This window comes from Bacillus sp. FSL H8-0492 (assembly GCF_038006145.1).
In the GTDB taxonomy this organism is placed as follows: domain Bacteria; phylum Bacillota; class Bacilli; order Bacillales; family Bacillaceae_G; genus Bacillus_A; species Bacillus_A mycoides.
The window spans coordinates 4552578-4568457 of sequence record NZ_JBBOUP010000001.1; the positions used below are offsets into that span (position 1 = coordinate 4552578).

At 38.0% G+C, this 15880-nt stretch carries 20 protein-coding genes; 5 read left to right on the forward strand and 15 right to left on the reverse strand.

The window, feature by feature from the left end; all coding sequences use genetic code 11:
* Positions 1-43 precede the first annotated feature (43 nt).
* Positions 44-772, reverse strand: a complete 729-nt coding sequence (locus tag MHH66_RS23465) for a pseudouridine synthase (protein ID WP_002034388.1) — start codon at positions 770-772, stop codon at positions 44-46.
* Between the two features lie 41 nt (positions 773-813).
* Positions 814-2466: a putative polysaccharide biosynthesis protein gene (locus tag MHH66_RS23470; RefSeq protein WP_002089053.1), complete on the reverse strand. Its 1653-nt coding sequence runs from the start codon at positions 2464-2466 to the stop codon at positions 814-816.
* A gap of 283 nt (positions 2467-2749) precedes the next feature.
* On the opposite strand from MHH66_RS23470, the gene MHH66_RS23475 reads away from it, so the two are divergent.
* Together MHH66_RS23475 and MHH66_RS23480 are read left to right on the forward strand one after the other, a co-directional pair.
* Positions 2750-4021 (forward strand): BaiN/RdsA family NAD(P)/FAD-dependent oxidoreductase, encoded by a 1272-nt coding sequence (locus MHH66_RS23475; protein WP_078184660.1) that lies wholly within the window; start codon positions 2750-2752, stop codon positions 4019-4021.
* A gap of 212 nt (positions 4022-4233) precedes the next feature.
* Positions 4234-5676, forward strand: coding sequence for an MDR family MFS transporter (locus MHH66_RS23480; RefSeq protein WP_002112346.1), 1443 nt, complete (start codon positions 4234-4236; stop codon positions 5674-5676).
* A gap of 40 nt (positions 5677-5716) precedes the next feature.
* Here the strand turns inward: MHH66_RS23480 and MHH66_RS23485 are convergent, their stop codons facing one another.
* Together MHH66_RS23485 and MHH66_RS23490 are read right to left on the reverse strand one after the other, a co-directional pair.
* Positions 5717-6040 carry an ArsR/SmtB family transcription factor gene (locus tag MHH66_RS23485; RefSeq protein WP_002015665.1) on the reverse strand — a complete coding sequence of 108 codons (324 nt, stop codon included), beginning with the start codon at positions 6038-6040 and terminating at the stop codon, positions 5717-5719.
* The gene (locus MHH66_RS23490) at positions 6041-6472 is read right to left on the reverse strand and encodes an SRPBCC family protein (RefSeq protein ID WP_002015664.1); all 432 of its coding nucleotides are present in this window, start codon (positions 6470-6472) and stop codon (positions 6041-6043) included. It lies immediately after the preceding gene.
* Positions 6473-6896: 424 nt separating this feature from the next.
* Between MHH66_RS23490 and MHH66_RS23495 the strand changes: the two genes are divergently transcribed.
* Positions 6897-7124, forward strand: coding sequence for a DUF3973 domain-containing protein (locus MHH66_RS23495; RefSeq protein WP_078184662.1), 228 nt, complete (start codon positions 6897-6899; stop codon positions 7122-7124).
* A gap of 34 nt (positions 7125-7158) precedes the next feature.
* On the opposite strand, the gene MHH66_RS23500 is transcribed toward MHH66_RS23495, so the two are convergent.
* Together MHH66_RS23500 and MHH66_RS23505 are read right to left on the reverse strand one after the other, a co-directional pair.
* Positions 7159-7341 carry a sporulation protein Cse60 gene (locus MHH66_RS23500; protein WP_000621751.1) on the reverse strand — a complete coding sequence of 61 codons (183 nt, stop codon included), beginning with the start codon at positions 7339-7341 and terminating at the stop codon, positions 7159-7161.
* A 1-nt stretch (position 7342) separates the two neighbouring features.
* The gene (locus MHH66_RS23505) at positions 7343-7579 is read right to left on the reverse strand and encodes a DUF2553 family protein (RefSeq protein ID WP_002089059.1); all 237 of its coding nucleotides are present in this window, start codon (positions 7577-7579) and stop codon (positions 7343-7345) included.
* Positions 7580-7859: 280 nt separating this feature from the next.
* Between MHH66_RS23505 and MHH66_RS23510 the strand changes: the two genes are divergently transcribed.
* A complete protein-coding gene (locus MHH66_RS23510; RefSeq protein WP_002089061.1) occupies positions 7860-8339 on the forward strand; it encodes a CarD family transcriptional regulator in 480 nt (159 codons plus the stop codon).
* A gap of 74 nt (positions 8340-8413) precedes the next feature.
* Here the strand turns inward: MHH66_RS23510 and MHH66_RS23515 are convergent, their stop codons facing one another.
* From MHH66_RS23515 to MHH66_RS23545, 7 genes are all read right to left on the reverse strand, one after another.
* Positions 8414-9199 carry a glucose 1-dehydrogenase gene (locus MHH66_RS23515; protein ID WP_002067691.1) on the reverse strand — a complete coding sequence of 262 codons (786 nt, stop codon included), beginning with the start codon at positions 9197-9199 and terminating at the stop codon, positions 8414-8416.
* A gap of 12 nt (positions 9200-9211) precedes the next feature.
* Positions 9212-10069 (reverse strand): glucose uptake protein GlcU, encoded by an 858-nt coding sequence (glcU, locus tag MHH66_RS23520; protein ID WP_002015656.1) that lies wholly within the window; start codon positions 10067-10069, stop codon positions 9212-9214.
* A 33-nt stretch (positions 10070-10102) separates the two neighbouring features.
* Positions 10103-10525: a DUF3888 domain-containing protein gene (locus tag MHH66_RS23525; RefSeq protein ID WP_063218520.1), complete on the reverse strand. Its 423-nt coding sequence runs from the start codon at positions 10523-10525 to the stop codon at positions 10103-10105.
* Between the two features lie 99 nt (positions 10526-10624).
* A complete protein-coding gene (gene moaD, locus MHH66_RS23530) occupies positions 10625-10858 on the reverse strand; it encodes a molybdopterin converting factor subunit 1 (protein ID WP_002089064.1) in 234 nt (77 codons plus the stop codon).
* Positions 10859-10860: 2 nt separating this feature from the next.
* Positions 10861-11325: a molybdopterin synthase catalytic subunit MoaE gene (moaE, locus tag MHH66_RS23535; protein WP_002129479.1), complete on the reverse strand. Its 465-nt coding sequence runs from the start codon at positions 11323-11325 to the stop codon at positions 10861-10863.
* Entirely contained in the window at positions 11322-11843 is a 522-nt protein-coding gene (gene mobB / locus MHH66_RS23540; RefSeq protein ID WP_033709510.1) for a molybdopterin-guanine dinucleotide biosynthesis protein B, read from the reverse strand. The genes moaE and mobB overlap by 4 nt, the downstream gene beginning before the upstream one ends.
* Positions 11807-13096, reverse strand: a complete 1290-nt coding sequence (locus MHH66_RS23545; RefSeq protein ID WP_078184663.1) for a molybdopterin molybdotransferase MoeA — start codon at positions 13094-13096, stop codon at positions 11807-11809. The genes mobB and MHH66_RS23545 overlap by 37 nt, the downstream gene beginning before the upstream one ends.
* 83 nt (positions 13097-13179) lie before the next feature.
* Between MHH66_RS23545 and moaC the strand changes: the two genes are divergently transcribed.
* Positions 13180-13665 (forward strand): cyclic pyranopterin monophosphate synthase MoaC, encoded by a 486-nt coding sequence (moaC, locus tag MHH66_RS23550; protein ID WP_002129484.1) that lies wholly within the window; start codon positions 13180-13182, stop codon positions 13663-13665.
* Positions 13666-13707: 42 nt separating this feature from the next.
* On the opposite strand, the gene MHH66_RS23555 is transcribed toward moaC, so the two are convergent.
* Together MHH66_RS23555 and moaA are read right to left on the reverse strand one after the other, a co-directional pair.
* Complete coding sequence (locus MHH66_RS23555; RefSeq protein WP_002067678.1) at positions 13708-14721, reverse strand: molybdopterin-synthase adenylyltransferase MoeB; 1014 nt, start codon at positions 14719-14721, stop codon at positions 13708-13710.
* 16 nt (positions 14722-14737) lie between these two features.
* Entirely contained in the window at positions 14738-15751 is a 1014-nt protein-coding gene (gene moaA / locus MHH66_RS23560; RefSeq protein WP_002138702.1) for a GTP 3',8-cyclase MoaA, read from the reverse strand.
* Between the last annotated feature and the right edge of the window lie 129 nt (positions 15752-15880).

The window sequence follows — 15880 nt, forward strand, 5'->3', positions numbered from 1 at the left end:
TAACTCATTAGAAAGGGGTCTTTTCTATGCTCTGAAATTGGCGTTACTTTTCGTTATCTACTTGATACGTCTTTAACATTTCTACTTCTTCATCTGTTAATTCACGATATTGCCCAAGTTCTAACTCTTCATCTAACATTAAAGGTCCCATCTCTGTTCTCTTTAAATAAACTACTTTTTTCCCTACCGCTTCAAACATACGCTTCACTTGATGGAATTTTCCTTCTGTAATAACGAGTTCAATCTCAGAAATATCATCACTTTTTAAAATTGTAAGTTCGCCTGGCTTCGTTTCATAGCCATCTTCTAAAATAACACCTTTAGCGAATTCTATTACATCCTCTTCCGTTACAACACCTGAAATGTGTGCATAATATTTTTTCGGCACATGCTTTTTCGGAGATAATAGTTGATGCGTTAACTTCCCATCATTTGTGATTAATAAGAAACCTTCTGTATCAATATCGAGCCTTCCAACAGGGAATGGATCGAAAATCGCATCTTCTAATTCTAATAAATCTATTACTGTTTCGTGGTTATCATCTTCTGTCGCTGAAATAACACCTTGTGGTTTATGCATCATTAAATAAACAAACTCTTTATATTCCACAACTTCACCGTGAATCATAACCTCTTGCTCTTCTACATTCACATGAAACTTCGCATCTTTCACTGGCGTTCCATCAATCTTCACAACGCCGTCTTTCAGTAATTTCTTTACTTCTTTTCTACTTCCGTGTCCCATATTCGCTAATAATTTATCTAATCTCATGTTCTTCACCTTCTTTATTTATCATAGAAAAGGGGACGTATTTACGCCCCTTTTGATTTCAACTTTATTTTGAATCTACTACCAAGTTTACGCTGGATTTTCTCTAAAGCTTCTCCGCCAAATACTCTTTCTAGTACTCCTGTGCGAATCGCTAACAATCCGTAAACAAGACCACCAATACCTGCACAAATCGCAACTGTAATAAGAGCACCAATACGGCCATCAGGCGAAATCATGAAGGATAGAAGCCATTGTGATAGTTTTACAGCAATAACCATTACAAGTGTTAAGACTGCAATTTGGAATGTTCTCTTATATACAACACCAAATGAATAGTGTGCGTGTTTTTTGATTTGTCTATTCGTATACCATACGGAAGCTAAGAAGCCGACTGCAGTAGCTAAAATCGCCCCAACTGTACCGAAATAACGAATAAAGATTACGTTACATGCAAATTTCAAAATAACACCCATCACAAGCGCAATAACCGCATGTTTCTGCTGGTTAATCCCTTGCAGAATTGCTGCTGTTACTGTGAATAAAGCGAATAACAGTGCAACTGGCGCATACCACATTAATACTTGTCCACCTAGTGGGTCTGAATCGTAGAAAGCAGTGTAAATCGGATATGCAAGTGTAGAAATACCGACAACTGCTGGCAATGTTAAAAACATATTCGCCTGGAATGTTTGTGTAATTTGTAATTTCAAATAACGGTATTGCTTTTCAGTAAACGATTTTGTAATCGCTGGCACGAGCGTTAAACTAAACGCTGTTGCAAGTGATACTGGAATCATAATTAATTTATGCGTCCACATCGTGAAAATACCGAGTGCTCGCTCTGCGATATCTCCTTGACCAATCGCCTGCATAATAGAGTTAAATGTCAATGTATCAATTTGTTGATATAAAGGAATTGTTAATCCAATTACAACGTAAGGGATTGCATATGCAAACAACTCTTTAAACAATTGAGCGGTACTTACCGTCGACTCTGGTACAGTTTGCTCAATTAAATATTGATCCAAATATTTTTTACGTTTTAACCAGTACCAAATTAATACGCCAAGTGCTCCAACTGCTGAAACGAACGCAGCGAATGTCGCAACCCCAACTGCCGTTGCTACTGTACCGCCAAGTACTTTAATAACGATGAAACTACCCGCTAATAAAAAGACGATACGAATAATTTGCTCAATAATTTGTGAAACCGTAGTCGGTCCCATCGATTGGTGGCCTTGGAAATAACCACGAATCAAACTTGCTGCCGGCACAACAATAAGCGCAAAACTTACGAGGCGAATAATCGTCGTAACTTCTTCTATCTTATTTTGTAAACTTTGTTTACCAAGCATTGCTTCTGCAAATAATGGTGCGGTCATGTACAGTACTAAGAAGGAAAGAACTCCTGTTACTATCATCATAACCATTCCCGAGCGGAACATTCTCCGGCTCGTTTTATAATCTCCAAGTGCATTATATTTGGAAACAAACTTAGAAACAGCAAGCGGCACTCCTGCCGTTGCGATACTTAAAAATATCGTATATGGAATGTATCCATATGTATAGAGCGTTCCGCCTTCTGTGCCTACTAATGCATGAAACGGAAAAACGTAAATCATGCCTAAGAACTTTACTAAAAATGTCCCTAACGTCACAATAAGCGTTCCGCGCAGAAATTTTGAATCGGACATACGAAAATCCTCCTACATCTACATAAAGTGAAACTATAATTAGTGGGAGACTCCCCCCCTACTAATTATTCGAGCATTTACAGGCCGCTTTAACTCCCTCTTTACTTCTCATAACTCTTAAGATAGTAGTCTTATTGCCCATAAATAGCAGGATAATGCTGAACTCTAACTTTTGTATTGTACCACAATTCTCCTCTTAAGCAGTACTTCACTCTATTTTTCTTTTAAGGGAAAACATGCTATTCTTTTAGGCAGGAAATGTAGAAAATGAGGTCGATATATTATGCATTATGATGTTATTGTCATCGGCGGCGGTCCTTCAGGGCTAATGGCTGCAATCGGTGCTGCTGAAGAAGGCGCAAGCGTCTTACTTCTTGATAAAGGAAATAAACTAGGACGTAAACTTGCGATTTCTGGTGGTGGTCGTTGTAACGTAACGAACCGTCTACCACTTGATGAAATCGTTAAACATATACCTGGAAATGGTCGCTTCTTATACAGTGCTTTTTCTATTTTCAGTAATGAAGATATTATTACATTCTTCGAAAATCTCGGTGTAAAACTGAAAGAAGAGGATCATGGCCGCATGTTCCCAGTATCAAATAAAGCGCAATCTGTTGTAGATGCACTGTTAACACGATTAAAAGACTTAGGTGTGAAAATACGTACGAATACGCCTGTCGAAACGATTGAGTATGAGAACGGTCAAACGAAGGCTGTTATTCTGCAAACAGGTGAAGTGTTAGAAACGAATCACGTCGTTATCGCCGTTGGCGGAAAATCTGTTCCTCAAACTGGTTCTACTGGAGACGGATACGCTTGGGCTGAAAAAGCTGGGCATACAATTACAGAACTTTTCCCAACAGAAGTACCAATTCTTTCAAACGAACCGTTTATTCGTGACCGCACATTACAAGGTCTTGCTTTACGAGATGTAAACTTAAGTGTATTAAACCCGAAAGGAAAAGTTATCATTTCTCATAAAATGGACATGCTTTTCACTCACTTCGGCCTATCTGGTCCTGCTGCTCTTCGCTGTAGCCAATTCGTTGTGAAAGCGATGAAAAAGTTTAAAACGAACACAGTGCACATGAGTATCGATGCATTGCCAGAAGAAAATAGTGAGCAACTGTTCCAGCGCATGCTGAAACAAATGAAAGAAGATCCGAAAAAAGGAATTAAAAACGTTTTAAAAGGCTATGTTCCTGAACGTTACTTCCTATTCTTATTAGAAAAAAATGAAATTGACGGTAGCGAACAAGCTGGACAAGTTTCTCATGAGAAGATTCGCGCACTTGTGAAAGATTTTAAAGAATTTACCGTCCATGTAAATGGTACGCAGTCAATTGAAAAAGCATTCGTTACTGGCGGAGGGGTATCCGTTAAAGAAATTAACCCGAAAGAAATGGCTTCGAAATTCACGAATGGTTTATACTTCTGTGGAGAAGTTCTTGATATTCACGGTTATACTGGCGGCTATAACATTACATCTGCCCTTGTTACTGGCCGAATTGCCGGAACAACAGCAGGACAAAATTCAAAAATGCAATATTAAAGAAGAAACAGGGACTCCTGTTTCTTTTTTTAGTATGTTGAAATAGCAAAGCAGTACACGAAATTATATTGGCGATACTTTAAATATATCGACCGTTTCTTCAAAAATATCCCTTCCTCCTAACTTCCCATTGCTTTTTTGTTGCTTTATATACCTTAGTACCTTTATATTTTATATTGTTGAATATTCGAAAAAGGGTAAGGGGAAAACAAATGAGAAAAAAAGTCATGATGTCTTTAATGCTAATGACGTTTCTTTCTGCGGTAGAAGGAACGATTGTTAGTACAGCGATCCCTCGTATAACGAGTGATTTGTCAGGTGTCGAACTTGTTAGTTGGGTATATGCAATCTATATGCTTGCAACAGCTGTTTCGACTCCAATATACGGAAAGCTAGCTGATTTATTCGGCCGTAAAAAAGTTCTGCTCATCGGAGCAACAATCTTCTTAATCGGTTCTGCACTTTGCGGAGTCGTTACATCAATGGAACAATTAATCTTCTTCCGTGCTCTTCAAGGTATAGGGGCTGGTGCTGTTATGCCGATCACAATGACGATTATTGGAGATCTATATAGCGAAGCTAAAGACCGCGCGAAAGCACAAGGCTGGATGAGTGCCGTTTGGGGTGTATCTGGTGTTATTGGGCCGTTAGTAGGTGGATTTTTAGTTGATTCTCTTTCTTGGCGCTATATTTTCTTCTTAAACGTTCCTTTTGGAATTATCGCTTGCTTAATGTTTGCCACTTCTTATAAGGAATCTGTTAAGTCCGCCGCTAAGCAACATATCGACTATCTTGGTGCGACAGTTTTCTCATTAAGTACAATTGCTTTACTATACGCATTATTAACAGGTAGCAGTAAGCAAAACTGGGGAGACATTTCAATTATCGGCCTATTAATCTTTGCCGCTGTTTCATTCATTATTTTCTTATACATCGAGAAAAAGTCTCCGGAGCCATTAATTCCGCTAGCACTTTTCTCTAACCGTACATTATCTACAATAAACATACTAACACTTATTGCTGGCGCAATGATTATTAGTATTACAGTGTATCTTCCAATTTGGAGCCAAGGTGTTTTAGGAAAAAATGCGACAGAGGCTGGACTCATTTTAATGCCGATTCCTGTTATGTGGACATTCGGTGCTATGTTCTCCGGTAACTTAGTTGGCAAGTTACAAACGAAACAAATTATTTTACTTGGAGCTAGCATTTTATCAGTTGCTACTTTCTTATTATTTACATTATCAACAGATTCACCATCATTCCTTATTTATGTTGCAGTCGGATTATTCGGCTTAGGAATGGGGCTTGTTACACCAATTTACATGGTAACAATTCAAGCAGCTGTACCGGCCCATACGCGCGGAACGGCAGTTGGTTTAAATACATTTATTAATACATTTAGTCAAACACTAGGAGCTGCAATCTTCGGAACGATCTTCAATACGATGATTCATGCACGTGGCATTAAAAACCTTGATCTTGTTTCTTCTGGCGGACATGGAGGGGCTACAGCAAACGTAGCAACCGAGTCACAATCCGCATTAGCATCAAGTGTACACGTCATTTATATGAGCACTTTCGTATTAGCGGTATTCACATTAATTATCGCTTGGATCCTATTAAAGCCAGCTAAACAAACAAGTGAACAATAAAAAAAGGATGACCATTTTGGTCATCCTTTTTGCATAAAATCTACTCTTCATTCTCCACAATATGTTTAAGCACGGACAATTTATTATCCCAAAATCGTTCATAGTACGAGAGCCACTGCTGTAATTCCTCTAATGGTTCTGGGTGCAAACGATATATCTTCTCTCTTCCACTCTTTCTTCCACTCACTAAATTCGCTTCTGAAAGAATATGAAGGTGCTTTACAACTGCAGTACGGCTCATCGGAAAATGATCCGTTATTTTTGAAATTGGTAACTCTTTATCACTTAATAACCGTAACACTTCTCGGCGGGTTGGATCAGCAATTGCTTGAAATACATCATATTTCGCTGCTGACGAGGACACTTAACCTTCAACAACCTTTTTCAGTTTTTCATTTACAATCGCTACCCAGCCACCATTCATTCTATCGCGAATAATAGAGCTCTTCGCATTCGCTTTCGGAAGGATTTCATCAGGATGTTTCCAGCCGCCGTGAATTAACGTAAATTCTGTTTTATTATCTCCTAGGTCTTTCAAATTAAATGAAACAACCCAGCCATCTGTGTCCCATGAGAAAGATAAATAATTTGGCTCATCAATCTCTAACACTTTACATGGTGATGGTCCGAAAGGTGATTGCACATGAAACTCATGTCCTACCGCCAATTCGAAATCATTTGGCATAAACCATGACGCAATTCCTTCTGCAGTCGATACTACATTCCATACTTTTTGAATAGGCGCGTTAAAAACGATTGTTTGTTTAATATCATTTAATGTATTTTGTTGTTCCATTTTATATCTCCTTTATTCGGCATTAAAATATAACACCTTTTAGTTTCACATTAACAATATAACACCTTTTGGTTTCATGTCAAGAAAGACTCTTTTTCACTGTTGAGAAATTCTCAACATTTTTTCAACAGGACAAACACCCTCTCACCATTCCTTCATAATATACTCACAAAGGCAATGAAAAATAGAAAATTCCCTCAATATGAAACTCTATCACTCCTATTGAGAGAAGCGCCTAACTTATCTCATCTGTACTTCGTCTCTCCTCCTTCCCTCGGGGACAATACGCGAGATATGTAAAAATCAGAAGGAGTATGCCCGCCATTTGGGTAGGTAGTTATTTCTCTTCTCCTCAATATTTCCTTAGGAGCGAAATGACTACCGACCCACTTTTTCAAACAAAAATAAAAAGGAGATGAAAGCTATGTTCTATTGCATTAACTGTTCTGAAATTCACCATGAAAAACACCCGAATGATAAAGTTTTTAAAAACGGTTTTTATATTGATCCATTTTTAGGTGATCGTTATCACCTTGGTATGTGTACAGATGCCCAAAACCATGAAACAGGGGCGTCTCTTTTAGCGACAAAGAAATTAGGCACAACTCAATCTATTATGAACGTATTACCGACACATGTTGTCCCAACATAAAACATAAAAAAGAGCTGGCTCACCCAGCTCTTTTTTATGCTTTATAAACGATCATTGCTGAAAAACAATAAATTTGGTTTTCGTCATCGTTAATAGAAACACCGACTTGGTACTTAATATCTACAAAGTTACTATCATCAATTTTTTTCAAAAATACATTTACAGCGTCTTCTAAGTCTTTTTCATGACTTTCATCAAACACTTTCACACGAATCATGTTAACACCATCCTAGATCGCAGCCCTCCGCCGCTTGTTTATTGCCACGGTGCGTATCTATGATGCGATAAAACTTTCCATCTTCATATATATATCCGTCTTCTAACACATATTGTTTATCTTCAGTATAGACATAAAACTTACCTATCATAAACTTACTCGTATATAATTCCAAATAATCTTGCCTAAATTTAGCTACAACTTTATTTGTAATATCAATTCTAATTGTGCGCCCCACCTTCTCTCCCTCCCTTGCAAAGAACGGATTTAGGTATATTGTATTAGCGATTTTATATTTTATGCTTAAAAATAAGTGGATATGCCCTCTTTCTGCGCCTGTACTATTTTTCTAAAAAAATTCCCCCTATTTATTCAACTTATAAGAGCAAAAAAACAAACAAAAAAACGACTTTTATATATTGACTACAGCATATCAGATGTGATATTATATAAAATTTGACATTTTTATCCTAGTATGTTATCATTAAAAGTAGTTACCACATACGGAGGTGGATGATTTGTTTCAAATTGGTGATAAAATCGTTTATCCAATGCACGGTGCAGGAATCATCGAAGCAATTGAAGAGAAAGAAATATTAGGCACTACGCGTCAATATTGTGTTATACGCATCATTAGTAAAGATATGCAAGTAATGCTTCCGATGAATCAATTACAAAAATCAGGTATACGTTATATCGTCGATAAAGGTACGTTAGATGGTATACTTCTTGAATTTCATCATGGGGAATCAGACCCCTCACTCTCTTGGAAACAAAGATATACAATGAATATGGAAAAAATGAAGAACGGCAATCTTCAAGATAGTGCAGAAGTTGTTCGTGATTTACTTCGTCGCAATAAAGAAAGAGCATTAAATGCGAGCGAAAAACAAATGCTAGATAATGCGCGTAAAATGGTTATTAGTGAAGTTGCGCTCGTACAGAATGTTTCAGAACATCAAGCAACAGAATTTCTTCAAGATACAATCAATCATTAATTTTAAAAATAGCCGACCGCTATTTTTTTTTGCGTAAAAAAGGCCAAAGAGTTAAATCTCTTTGGCCTTTCATATTACCCACGCCCCGCTTGAAACGATGGGTATAAAGTCATTCCACCATCTGCAAATAACGTAATTCCAGTTACGTAACTTGCCTCTGCTGAAGCAAGCCACGTTGCTACTGCTGCGATTTCTTCAGATTTTCCAATGTACCCCATTGGAATCATACTTTCTACGTCGTCACGTTTTTTCGGGTCAGCAAATTTTTCAGCATTAATTGGCGTATTAATTGCACCAGGACCAATATTATTTACTCGAATACCTTTTGGTGCATATTCTAATGCTAACGTTTCTGTCATAAGCTTAATCCCTCCCTTACTAGCCGCATAATGCACAAATAATGGCCACGGGATTTTCTCATGAACACTAGACATATTAATAACCGAACCTTTAATATCGTGTTCCACAAAATATTTAATCGCTTCACGACTTCCTAAAAAAGCACCTGTTAAATTTGTATGAATTACTTTATTCCAATCCTCTAACGGCATTTCATGCGACGGTACCGCGTTTTCTATCCCTGCATTATTAATCATAACGTCGAGCGTACCAAACTCTTTCACAGCAGATTGAATGAGATTCACAACATCTGCCTCGACCGTCACATCACCTTTTACAGCAATCGCTTCTCCACCTACCTTTTTTATTTCTTCTAATACATCGTTCGCTTCTGACTCTCTTGAGCGATAATTAATAACAACTTTCGCCTTCTCTTTAGCAAATCTTACTCCCATGGCTCTTCCAAGACCAGTTGCTGATCCTGTAATAACGACGACTTTCCCTTCTAAATCACTATACATTTTAATACCTCCTTAACTTTTCGCAATCCCCAGCATAATTCCAGCTGCAATGATAAAAACGATACCAATAACAATCCCAATTAATTGACGCTTCGTTTTCCTTTCACCTAATATAAAAATCCCGCCAAGCGTCGAAATAATAATTCCCATTTGTGAAAGGGAAAAGCTTGTTGCGACCCCCACTCTTGGCTGCGAAATGAATAAAAACATATTTCCAGCTGCCCAAATCAATCCTGGAAGAATATTTCGAATCGCATATTTATTGAATGGATGATGTTTAAATGTGAGTAAAATCCCGCCTAATACCATACCGACCGCTTGTGGTAATAAAGCCGACCAACCGTTCACGTTAAATAACCGGATAACTACTACGTAAACTAAATAACCGACTGTTGAAATTAATAAAATAATAATTCCTTTTTTAAAATTTCCTGCTTGCTCTGCATTTTTCTCTTCTTTACTTTGAAGCGATGTTAAAATAACCCCGATAATAATACAAACGAGCGCCAAAACTCCAAGAACGACCGATATCGTCGTTGACCATTCATGAAACACGATAACCCCAAATAATGTTGTCGCGACTAATTGAAGCCCTGTTGAAATCGGCATCGTTCTAGAAACACCCATTAAATCAATACTTTTTAATTGATTCGCTTGACCAAGTGCCCAAAATAAGCCAGATACAATTCCAACTCCAATAACGGTCGGAGTTAATACCGGCTTCATAAAAATATAAACGACAATTGAGAAGATAAGTGCACCGAACGTTGTACCGAGCGTTTGACTATACGGTCCCCCGCCCAGTTTCACGTTAAATAGCACAATACTCCCCCAAAATATAGCTGGTAAAATCGCTAAAAGTATATCCATCGCTCATTACCTTTCTCTACAAAATGTCATAGATTACCGCTCTAAATCATTAGAGTGAGCTTTTATTTTTTCGTTTTTCCGTGCACAAATCTTTTCTACAATAGCACCAGAAACATTCTTTTCTCGCTCCACTTTCTTTATCTTTACGTAATCTAAATTATCTTCCAATGTAAGTGTAACTTTATCATTCGGCGGATTATGTGCACCTTGAAACGTAAGAAATTGTAGCATAATTTCAAATCTAGGAACGAACTCATCCTTCTTACCGAGACGCTTTATATTTATAACAGATTCACATTCATGTTGATCTTCTGTCACTTGCCTTATAACCGAGTAATATCGATTCAGTAACGCACTTTCTAAAAGCTGTTCCGTCGATTCTTTTGCCAAAGAATTGCTTGGAGAAAAGAAAAAAACAGAACATATCATTGCAATCATTACACATATCTTTTTCATAACTTCCTCCTTTTCCTATAAGATAGTGTTCTCCAAAATGCCATAAAAAAACGACTTTCCCTATTTAGGAAAGTCGTTTTTTATAGCATAAATCCAATATTAACCACCACTCACTGGTGGTATTAGTGCAACTACATCACCAGTGTGTATCGTGTCATCTTCATTTGCGTACTCTTCATTAATCGCAACCATAATTGGCGCTGACACTGGTACATTATATTCTTTCGCAACAATATCTTTTAACTCTGCAACAGTAATATTTTCTTTCTCTATTTGTAATTCACTCGTTCCTGCTTCTTCTTGCAAGTTCGCAAATAACAATACTCGAATCATATTTATAACTCCTTCCCAGGCTCTCCTGCTGGATATGGTGTTTTTTCTAATTGGTCACCAATCCATGAGTCACCATCTTCCCAAAACTCCTTTTTCCAAATTGGAACAATTTGCTTAATACGCTCCATAATATATTCATTCGCTTCATAAGCCTCTTTGCGATGAGGTGTTGATACAGCAACAACAACCGCTATATCAGAAATTTGCAGCGTGCCGATGCGATGCGTAATCGCAACATGTGTACCGGGCCACTTCTCCTTCACTTCTGACCCAATTTTCTGTAGCATCTTTTCTGCCATCGTCTTATAAGCTACATACTCTAAGTATAGTGTACGACGCCCTTTCGTAAACTCCCTAACTGTCCCGATAAATGTTGTAACAGCACCACATTCACGGCGAACTACTTTCTTTGTCACCTCTTCAATCGAGATTTCTGTATCAATTACTTCATAATACGTATTTATCATTTTGCACCCCTAGCCGTTTGTAAAAACCAGTCTATATACAATTTTTCTTCTGTTATATGAAATACTTTATATTCTTCTCGTACATTTGACGAAGCATCATACCACGTAATAACTGCCGCTATATTTTCTACTTTATGTAAAAGTTCAGCGTCTTCCGCAGAACGAAGTAACACTACTTTCGGATAGTTCTCAGCTTTATAGCCCTCTATTAAAATCGTATCTACTTCAAAAAATTCGTACAAGCGGATAATTTCTTGCAAGGACCATTCATCTCGCAAAGAGGACAAAGATAGTAATCCGGCACCTTCTACACTACTTACTACAGCACCAGCTTTTCTGTGTCTTTCACTATCTTTTTGCGCTACTTCAGGAAAGCCCCCGTGACCATGATGTTTAATTGTAGCAACCTTCATTTCTCTTTCAGTTAATGCATGCACCATCTTCTCTACAAGTGTTGTTTTCCCGCTATTTTGATACCCTACTATTTGTAAGATTGAAGAGGATTTGTCCACGGCCAATCACTTCCCTCAGAGCATTCTAACAATAATACAGACACTTTCATTCCTGCTTCAAATCCTCTCGTTCCTCCAGGCAGCACGATAAAAGCATTTGCATCCGCAAGTGAAGAGACCGCACTCGATTTATCTAAACCGACTGGCATCGCTTGTAGTGCCCCATTAACAATACTCGCTTTCGCTCTTACAAAACGAGTAAACGGATTTGGTTTCGGGAAATCTTTTTGTAAAATAGCATCAGTTCTATATACGTGAGGCTCCTTCACATGCAAATACGTTTTCATAATTGGATGCACAAATAATTCGAAACCTACATAACAAGCTGACGGATTACCTGATAAACCAAAGAGTAGCTTTCCATCAACTTCAGCTACTGTCGTTACACTCCCCGGTCTCATCGCTATTTTATTAAAGAGTACATTCGCCTGTAACCTTTCATAAATAGCTGGCAAATAGTCGTAATCCCCTACTGAAACACCGCCCGTTGTAATTAAAATATCAACCTCATCCATCGCTGATTTAACAGCTGTAAAACATGCATCTAACTCATCGGCAAGTTGTCCATAGTAACGCACTTTCCCGCCAGCTTTCATAATTTGAGCGGCAATCATGTAAGAGTTACTATTTCTAATTTTCCCTGGCTCTAACGCCTCATGCACTTCTAGTAATTCACTTCCTGTCGTTACAATACCGACAACAGGCTGTTTTACAACTTTCACAGTGCTATATCCAAACGTCGCTAATAATGCGGCAACACCCGGATTGATTACAACACCTTTCTTAACGAGGACTTGATTTTGTTTTATATCTTCTCCTTTAAATGACACATTGTCACCGTTTTGGAAAGGACGTTTTAACTTCATATATGTACTTTCGTTCCTCTCGAATCCTTCCGTCAGTTCTAGCATTACGACTGCATTGCAATCTTCTGGAATAGCTGCTCCTGTCATAATACGAACCGCCTGAAAAGCCCCTACTTCTTCTGTAAAAACAGATCCTGCTCCGATCTCTCCTATTACTTCAAATTCAATCGGCTGCTCTTGACTCGCTTCCTTCGTGTCTTCTGCTCGAATTGCGAAACCATCGTAAGGAGAACGATCAAAGTGAGGAACGTCGTGATCTGAGACAACATCCTCTCCAAGAATCCTCCCATAACTTTCTGTAATAGAAACTTCTTCTACTTCACCATGCTTAGCATATTTCATAACCCGCTCTACAGCCTCAGCAACTTGAATCGGGATTCGTTTTTCTACCATTGTTTCTCACCTCATATTTGCAAAATATCTAATCTCGATTACACTTTATATATTAAATCGTAATTACTTCAAGGAGGAATTCCATGTCTTCATTCACACATTTCAACGACCAAGGGCGCGCTAAAATGGTTGATATAAGTGACAAAAAAATAACCGTTCGAACAGCAATAGCATGCTCTAGCATTCTCGTTACAAAAGAAATTTTTGATAAAATCTCACGCAACGAAATTGGTAAAGGTGACGTATTAGCCGTCGCACAAATCGCAGGTATTATGGCTGCAAAACGTACTTCTGATATTATCCCAATGTGCCATCCTTTATTATTAAAAGGTGTTGACGTCTCTTTCGATTGGAAACAGTCAGAAGAACAATATCGGCTACTTATTGAAGTAAAAGTTAAAACAGAAGGTAGTACCGGCGTTGAGATGGAAGCTTTAACAGCTGCTTCCGCTACCGCTCTTACTGTATATGACATGTGTAAAGCCGTTGATAAGGGTATGATTATTGGCGAAACGTACTTACTTGAAAAAACGGGCGGAAAAAATGGAGATTATATTAGAAATTCTTAATCCTACCTTTTCCATTTGAACCTAAAGGACTCTCCTTTAGGTTCAACCTATATATCTTGCATATAGTCGTTTTGCAACATTCATATCATTCGTACCATGAATAAACGCCCTACCATCTGTAAATAAAACAAAACGATATTCTTCCACCGGAAATGACAATAAATATGGCGTTGCTTTTACATCCACACTTTTTTGTAAGCGCTTTTTAATTTCTTCTAAATTAAAACCCTGACGCACACCTGGACGGATTTGAACTGTATTTCGCCCACATAATACTTCTGTTTTCGTTTGTGCTTCAAATGTTAAACTCGGATATGTACGTAACTTTCCACAGGATAAACATGTATCCTTTTTCTGCCTATTCACTTTAAATGCCATCTGTTGATTATTCCAAAGATCAAATGATAGCATCGTTTCACGAAGTGCCTCAAAATCTTCTACTAATATTTTCAAGGCTTCCGTTATTTGATGTGCAACTACTAATTGCACTGCTGGCTGTATAATACCGGCCGTATCACATGTCGCTCCGCTCGCCGGATGTTCCATTAAACATCGAAAACACGGCGTTTTTCCTGGCAAGATTGTATAAGTTACTCCGTAACTTCCAACACATCCTCCGTATATCCACGGAACGTTATACATCTGGGATATATCATTAATAAGAAGGCGCGTTTCAAAATTGTCTGTCGCATCTAATATTAAATCTACACCTTTAATTAACTCTTCCATTTCTTGCACCGTTACATCAGTCACAACCGGTACAATTTCTACTTCGGAATTAATTGCCTTTAAATGTTCTGCTGCCGCTATCGCTTTCGGCTTATAATGCTTCGCATCTTCTTCTGTATATAATTGTTGCCTTTGTAAATTACTCCATTCTACATAATCACGATCCGCAATTGTAATTTTTCCAACACCTGCTCTAACAATTGCTTCTGCATTCGCTGCTCCGAGCGCACCAGCACCGATAACGAGTACATGCTTCCCTCTTATTTTCCGTTGCCCTTCTTCCCCAACACCAGAAAATAACATTTGTCTTGAATATCGCTCTTGCATACGACATCCCCCTTTCTTATCCTCCTATATAAGACATTTCAATTTTCGGACGATTTTTCGCACTTTCTTCTGTCCGTTCATCTGAATATCGATCTTTTCTATTCTCCCATACATATTGTATAGCTTTTAATAACTCATTATCCGAAAGGTTCTCCCTCAGAAGTTTCCTTAAATCCATTCCTTCTGTTGCAAACAAGCAAGTATAAAACTTTCCATCTGCCGAAATTCTTGCTCTCGTACAAGAAGAACAAAATGACTCAGAAACGGAGGTAATAAAACCAACCTCTACATTCGTTCCAACGTATCGATACCGCTTCGCAACCTCACCAAAATAATGAGCTTCAGCTGGCTCAATTGGATACACCCCATGAATCATATCAATTAATTCTCGTTTCGTAATAACTTGATCAAAATTCCATCCATTCGTACTGCCAACATCCATAAACTCAATAAATCTAAGCGTGATTCCTTGTTCTTTAAAATACGTAGCAACCGGAAGTACTTGATGATCATTCATTCCTTTTTTCACAACCATATTTACTTTCACTTCAAGGCCTGCTTCTTTCGCTGCCATAATTCCTTTTAACACTGGCTTCGTATTCATATTCCGGCCATTAATTGCGCGGAACACATTATCATCTATCGCATCCAAACTAACATTTACTCGGTGTAACCCAGCTTCTTTTAACGCCTTCGCTTGCTTCGTTAAATGAATCGCATTTGTCGTTAATCCTATATCTACTAAACCGTCAATTTTCACGAGACGTTCGATAAGTTTTGTTAAGTCCTTACGGAGCAAGGGTTCGCCACCAGTAAGTCTAATTTTCCGTACACCGATGCTAACAAATACTTTTGCTAATCGCTCTATTTCATCAAATGTCAGTAAAAACTCATCTTTCAAAAAAGCATAATCAGGACCAAACACTTCCGCTGGCATACAATACGTACACCGTAAATTACAACGATCAATGACAGAGATGCGTAAATCTTGAAGTGGGCGTCCGAAAAAATCTTTAACCTTCTCCTGCATCGCCACTCTCCCTTTCTGCCAAATTTATACCTCTCTTCATTCTATTATAATATATTTTTGAACCGCGATGTTTTTGCTCAAGTGAATAAAGTGAAACTTTAATCAGTGGGGGTTTTGTCCATCCCCACT

Coding starts and splice junctions, on each gene's coding strand:
- MHH66_RS23465 (WP_002034388.1), bottom strand. CDS start 772: ATGAGATTAGATAAATTATTAGCGAATATGGGACACGGAAGTAGAAAA.
- MHH66_RS23470 (WP_002089053.1), bottom strand. CDS start 2,466: ATGTCCGATTCAAAATTTCTGCGCGGAACGCTTATTGTGACGTTAGGG.
- MHH66_RS23475 (WP_078184660.1), top strand. CDS start 2,750: ATGCATTATGATGTTATTGTCATCGGCGGCGGTCCTTCAGGGCTAATG.
- MHH66_RS23480 (WP_002112346.1), top strand. CDS start 4,234: ATGAGAAAAAAAGTCATGATGTCTTTAATGCTAATGACGTTTCTTTCT.
- MHH66_RS23490 (WP_002015664.1), bottom strand. CDS start 6,472: ATGGAACAACAAAATACATTAAATGATATTAAACAAACAATCGTTTTT.
- MHH66_RS23495 (WP_078184662.1), top strand. CDS start 6,897: ATGTTCTATTGCATTAACTGTTCTGAAATTCACCATGAAAAACACCCG.
- MHH66_RS23500 (WP_000621751.1), bottom strand. CDS start 7,341: ATGATTCGTGTGAAAGTGTTTGATGAAAGTCATGAAAAAGACTTAGAA.
- MHH66_RS23515 (WP_002067691.1), bottom strand. CDS start 9,199: ATGTATAGTGATTTAGAAGGGAAAGTCGTCGTTATTACAGGATCAGCA.
- glcU (WP_002015656.1), bottom strand. CDS start 10,069: ATGGATATACTTTTAGCGATTTTACCAGCTATATTTTGGGGGAGTATT.
- MHH66_RS23525 (WP_063218520.1), bottom strand. CDS start 10,525: ATGAAAAAGATATGTGTAATGATTGCAATGATATGTTCTGTTTTTTTC.
- moaD (WP_002089064.1), bottom strand. CDS start 10,858: ATGATTCGAGTATTGTTATTTGCGAACTTGCAAGAAGAAGCAGGAACG.
- moaE (WP_002129479.1), bottom strand. CDS start 11,325: ATGATAAATACGTATTATGAAGTAATTGATACAGAAATCTCGATTGAA.
- MHH66_RS23545 (WP_078184663.1), bottom strand. CDS start 13,096: ATGGTAGAAAAACGAATCCCGATTCAAGTTGCTGAGGCTGTAGAGCGG.
- moaC (WP_002129484.1), top strand. CDS start 13,180: ATGTCTTCATTCACACATTTCAACGACCAAGGGCGCGCTAAAATGGTT.
- MHH66_RS23555 (WP_002067678.1), bottom strand. CDS start 14,721: ATGCAAGAGCGATATTCAAGACAAATGTTATTTTCTGGTGTTGGGGAA.
- moaA (WP_002138702.1), bottom strand. CDS start 15,751: ATGCAGGAGAAGGTTAAAGATTTTTTCGGACGCCCACTTCAAGATTTA.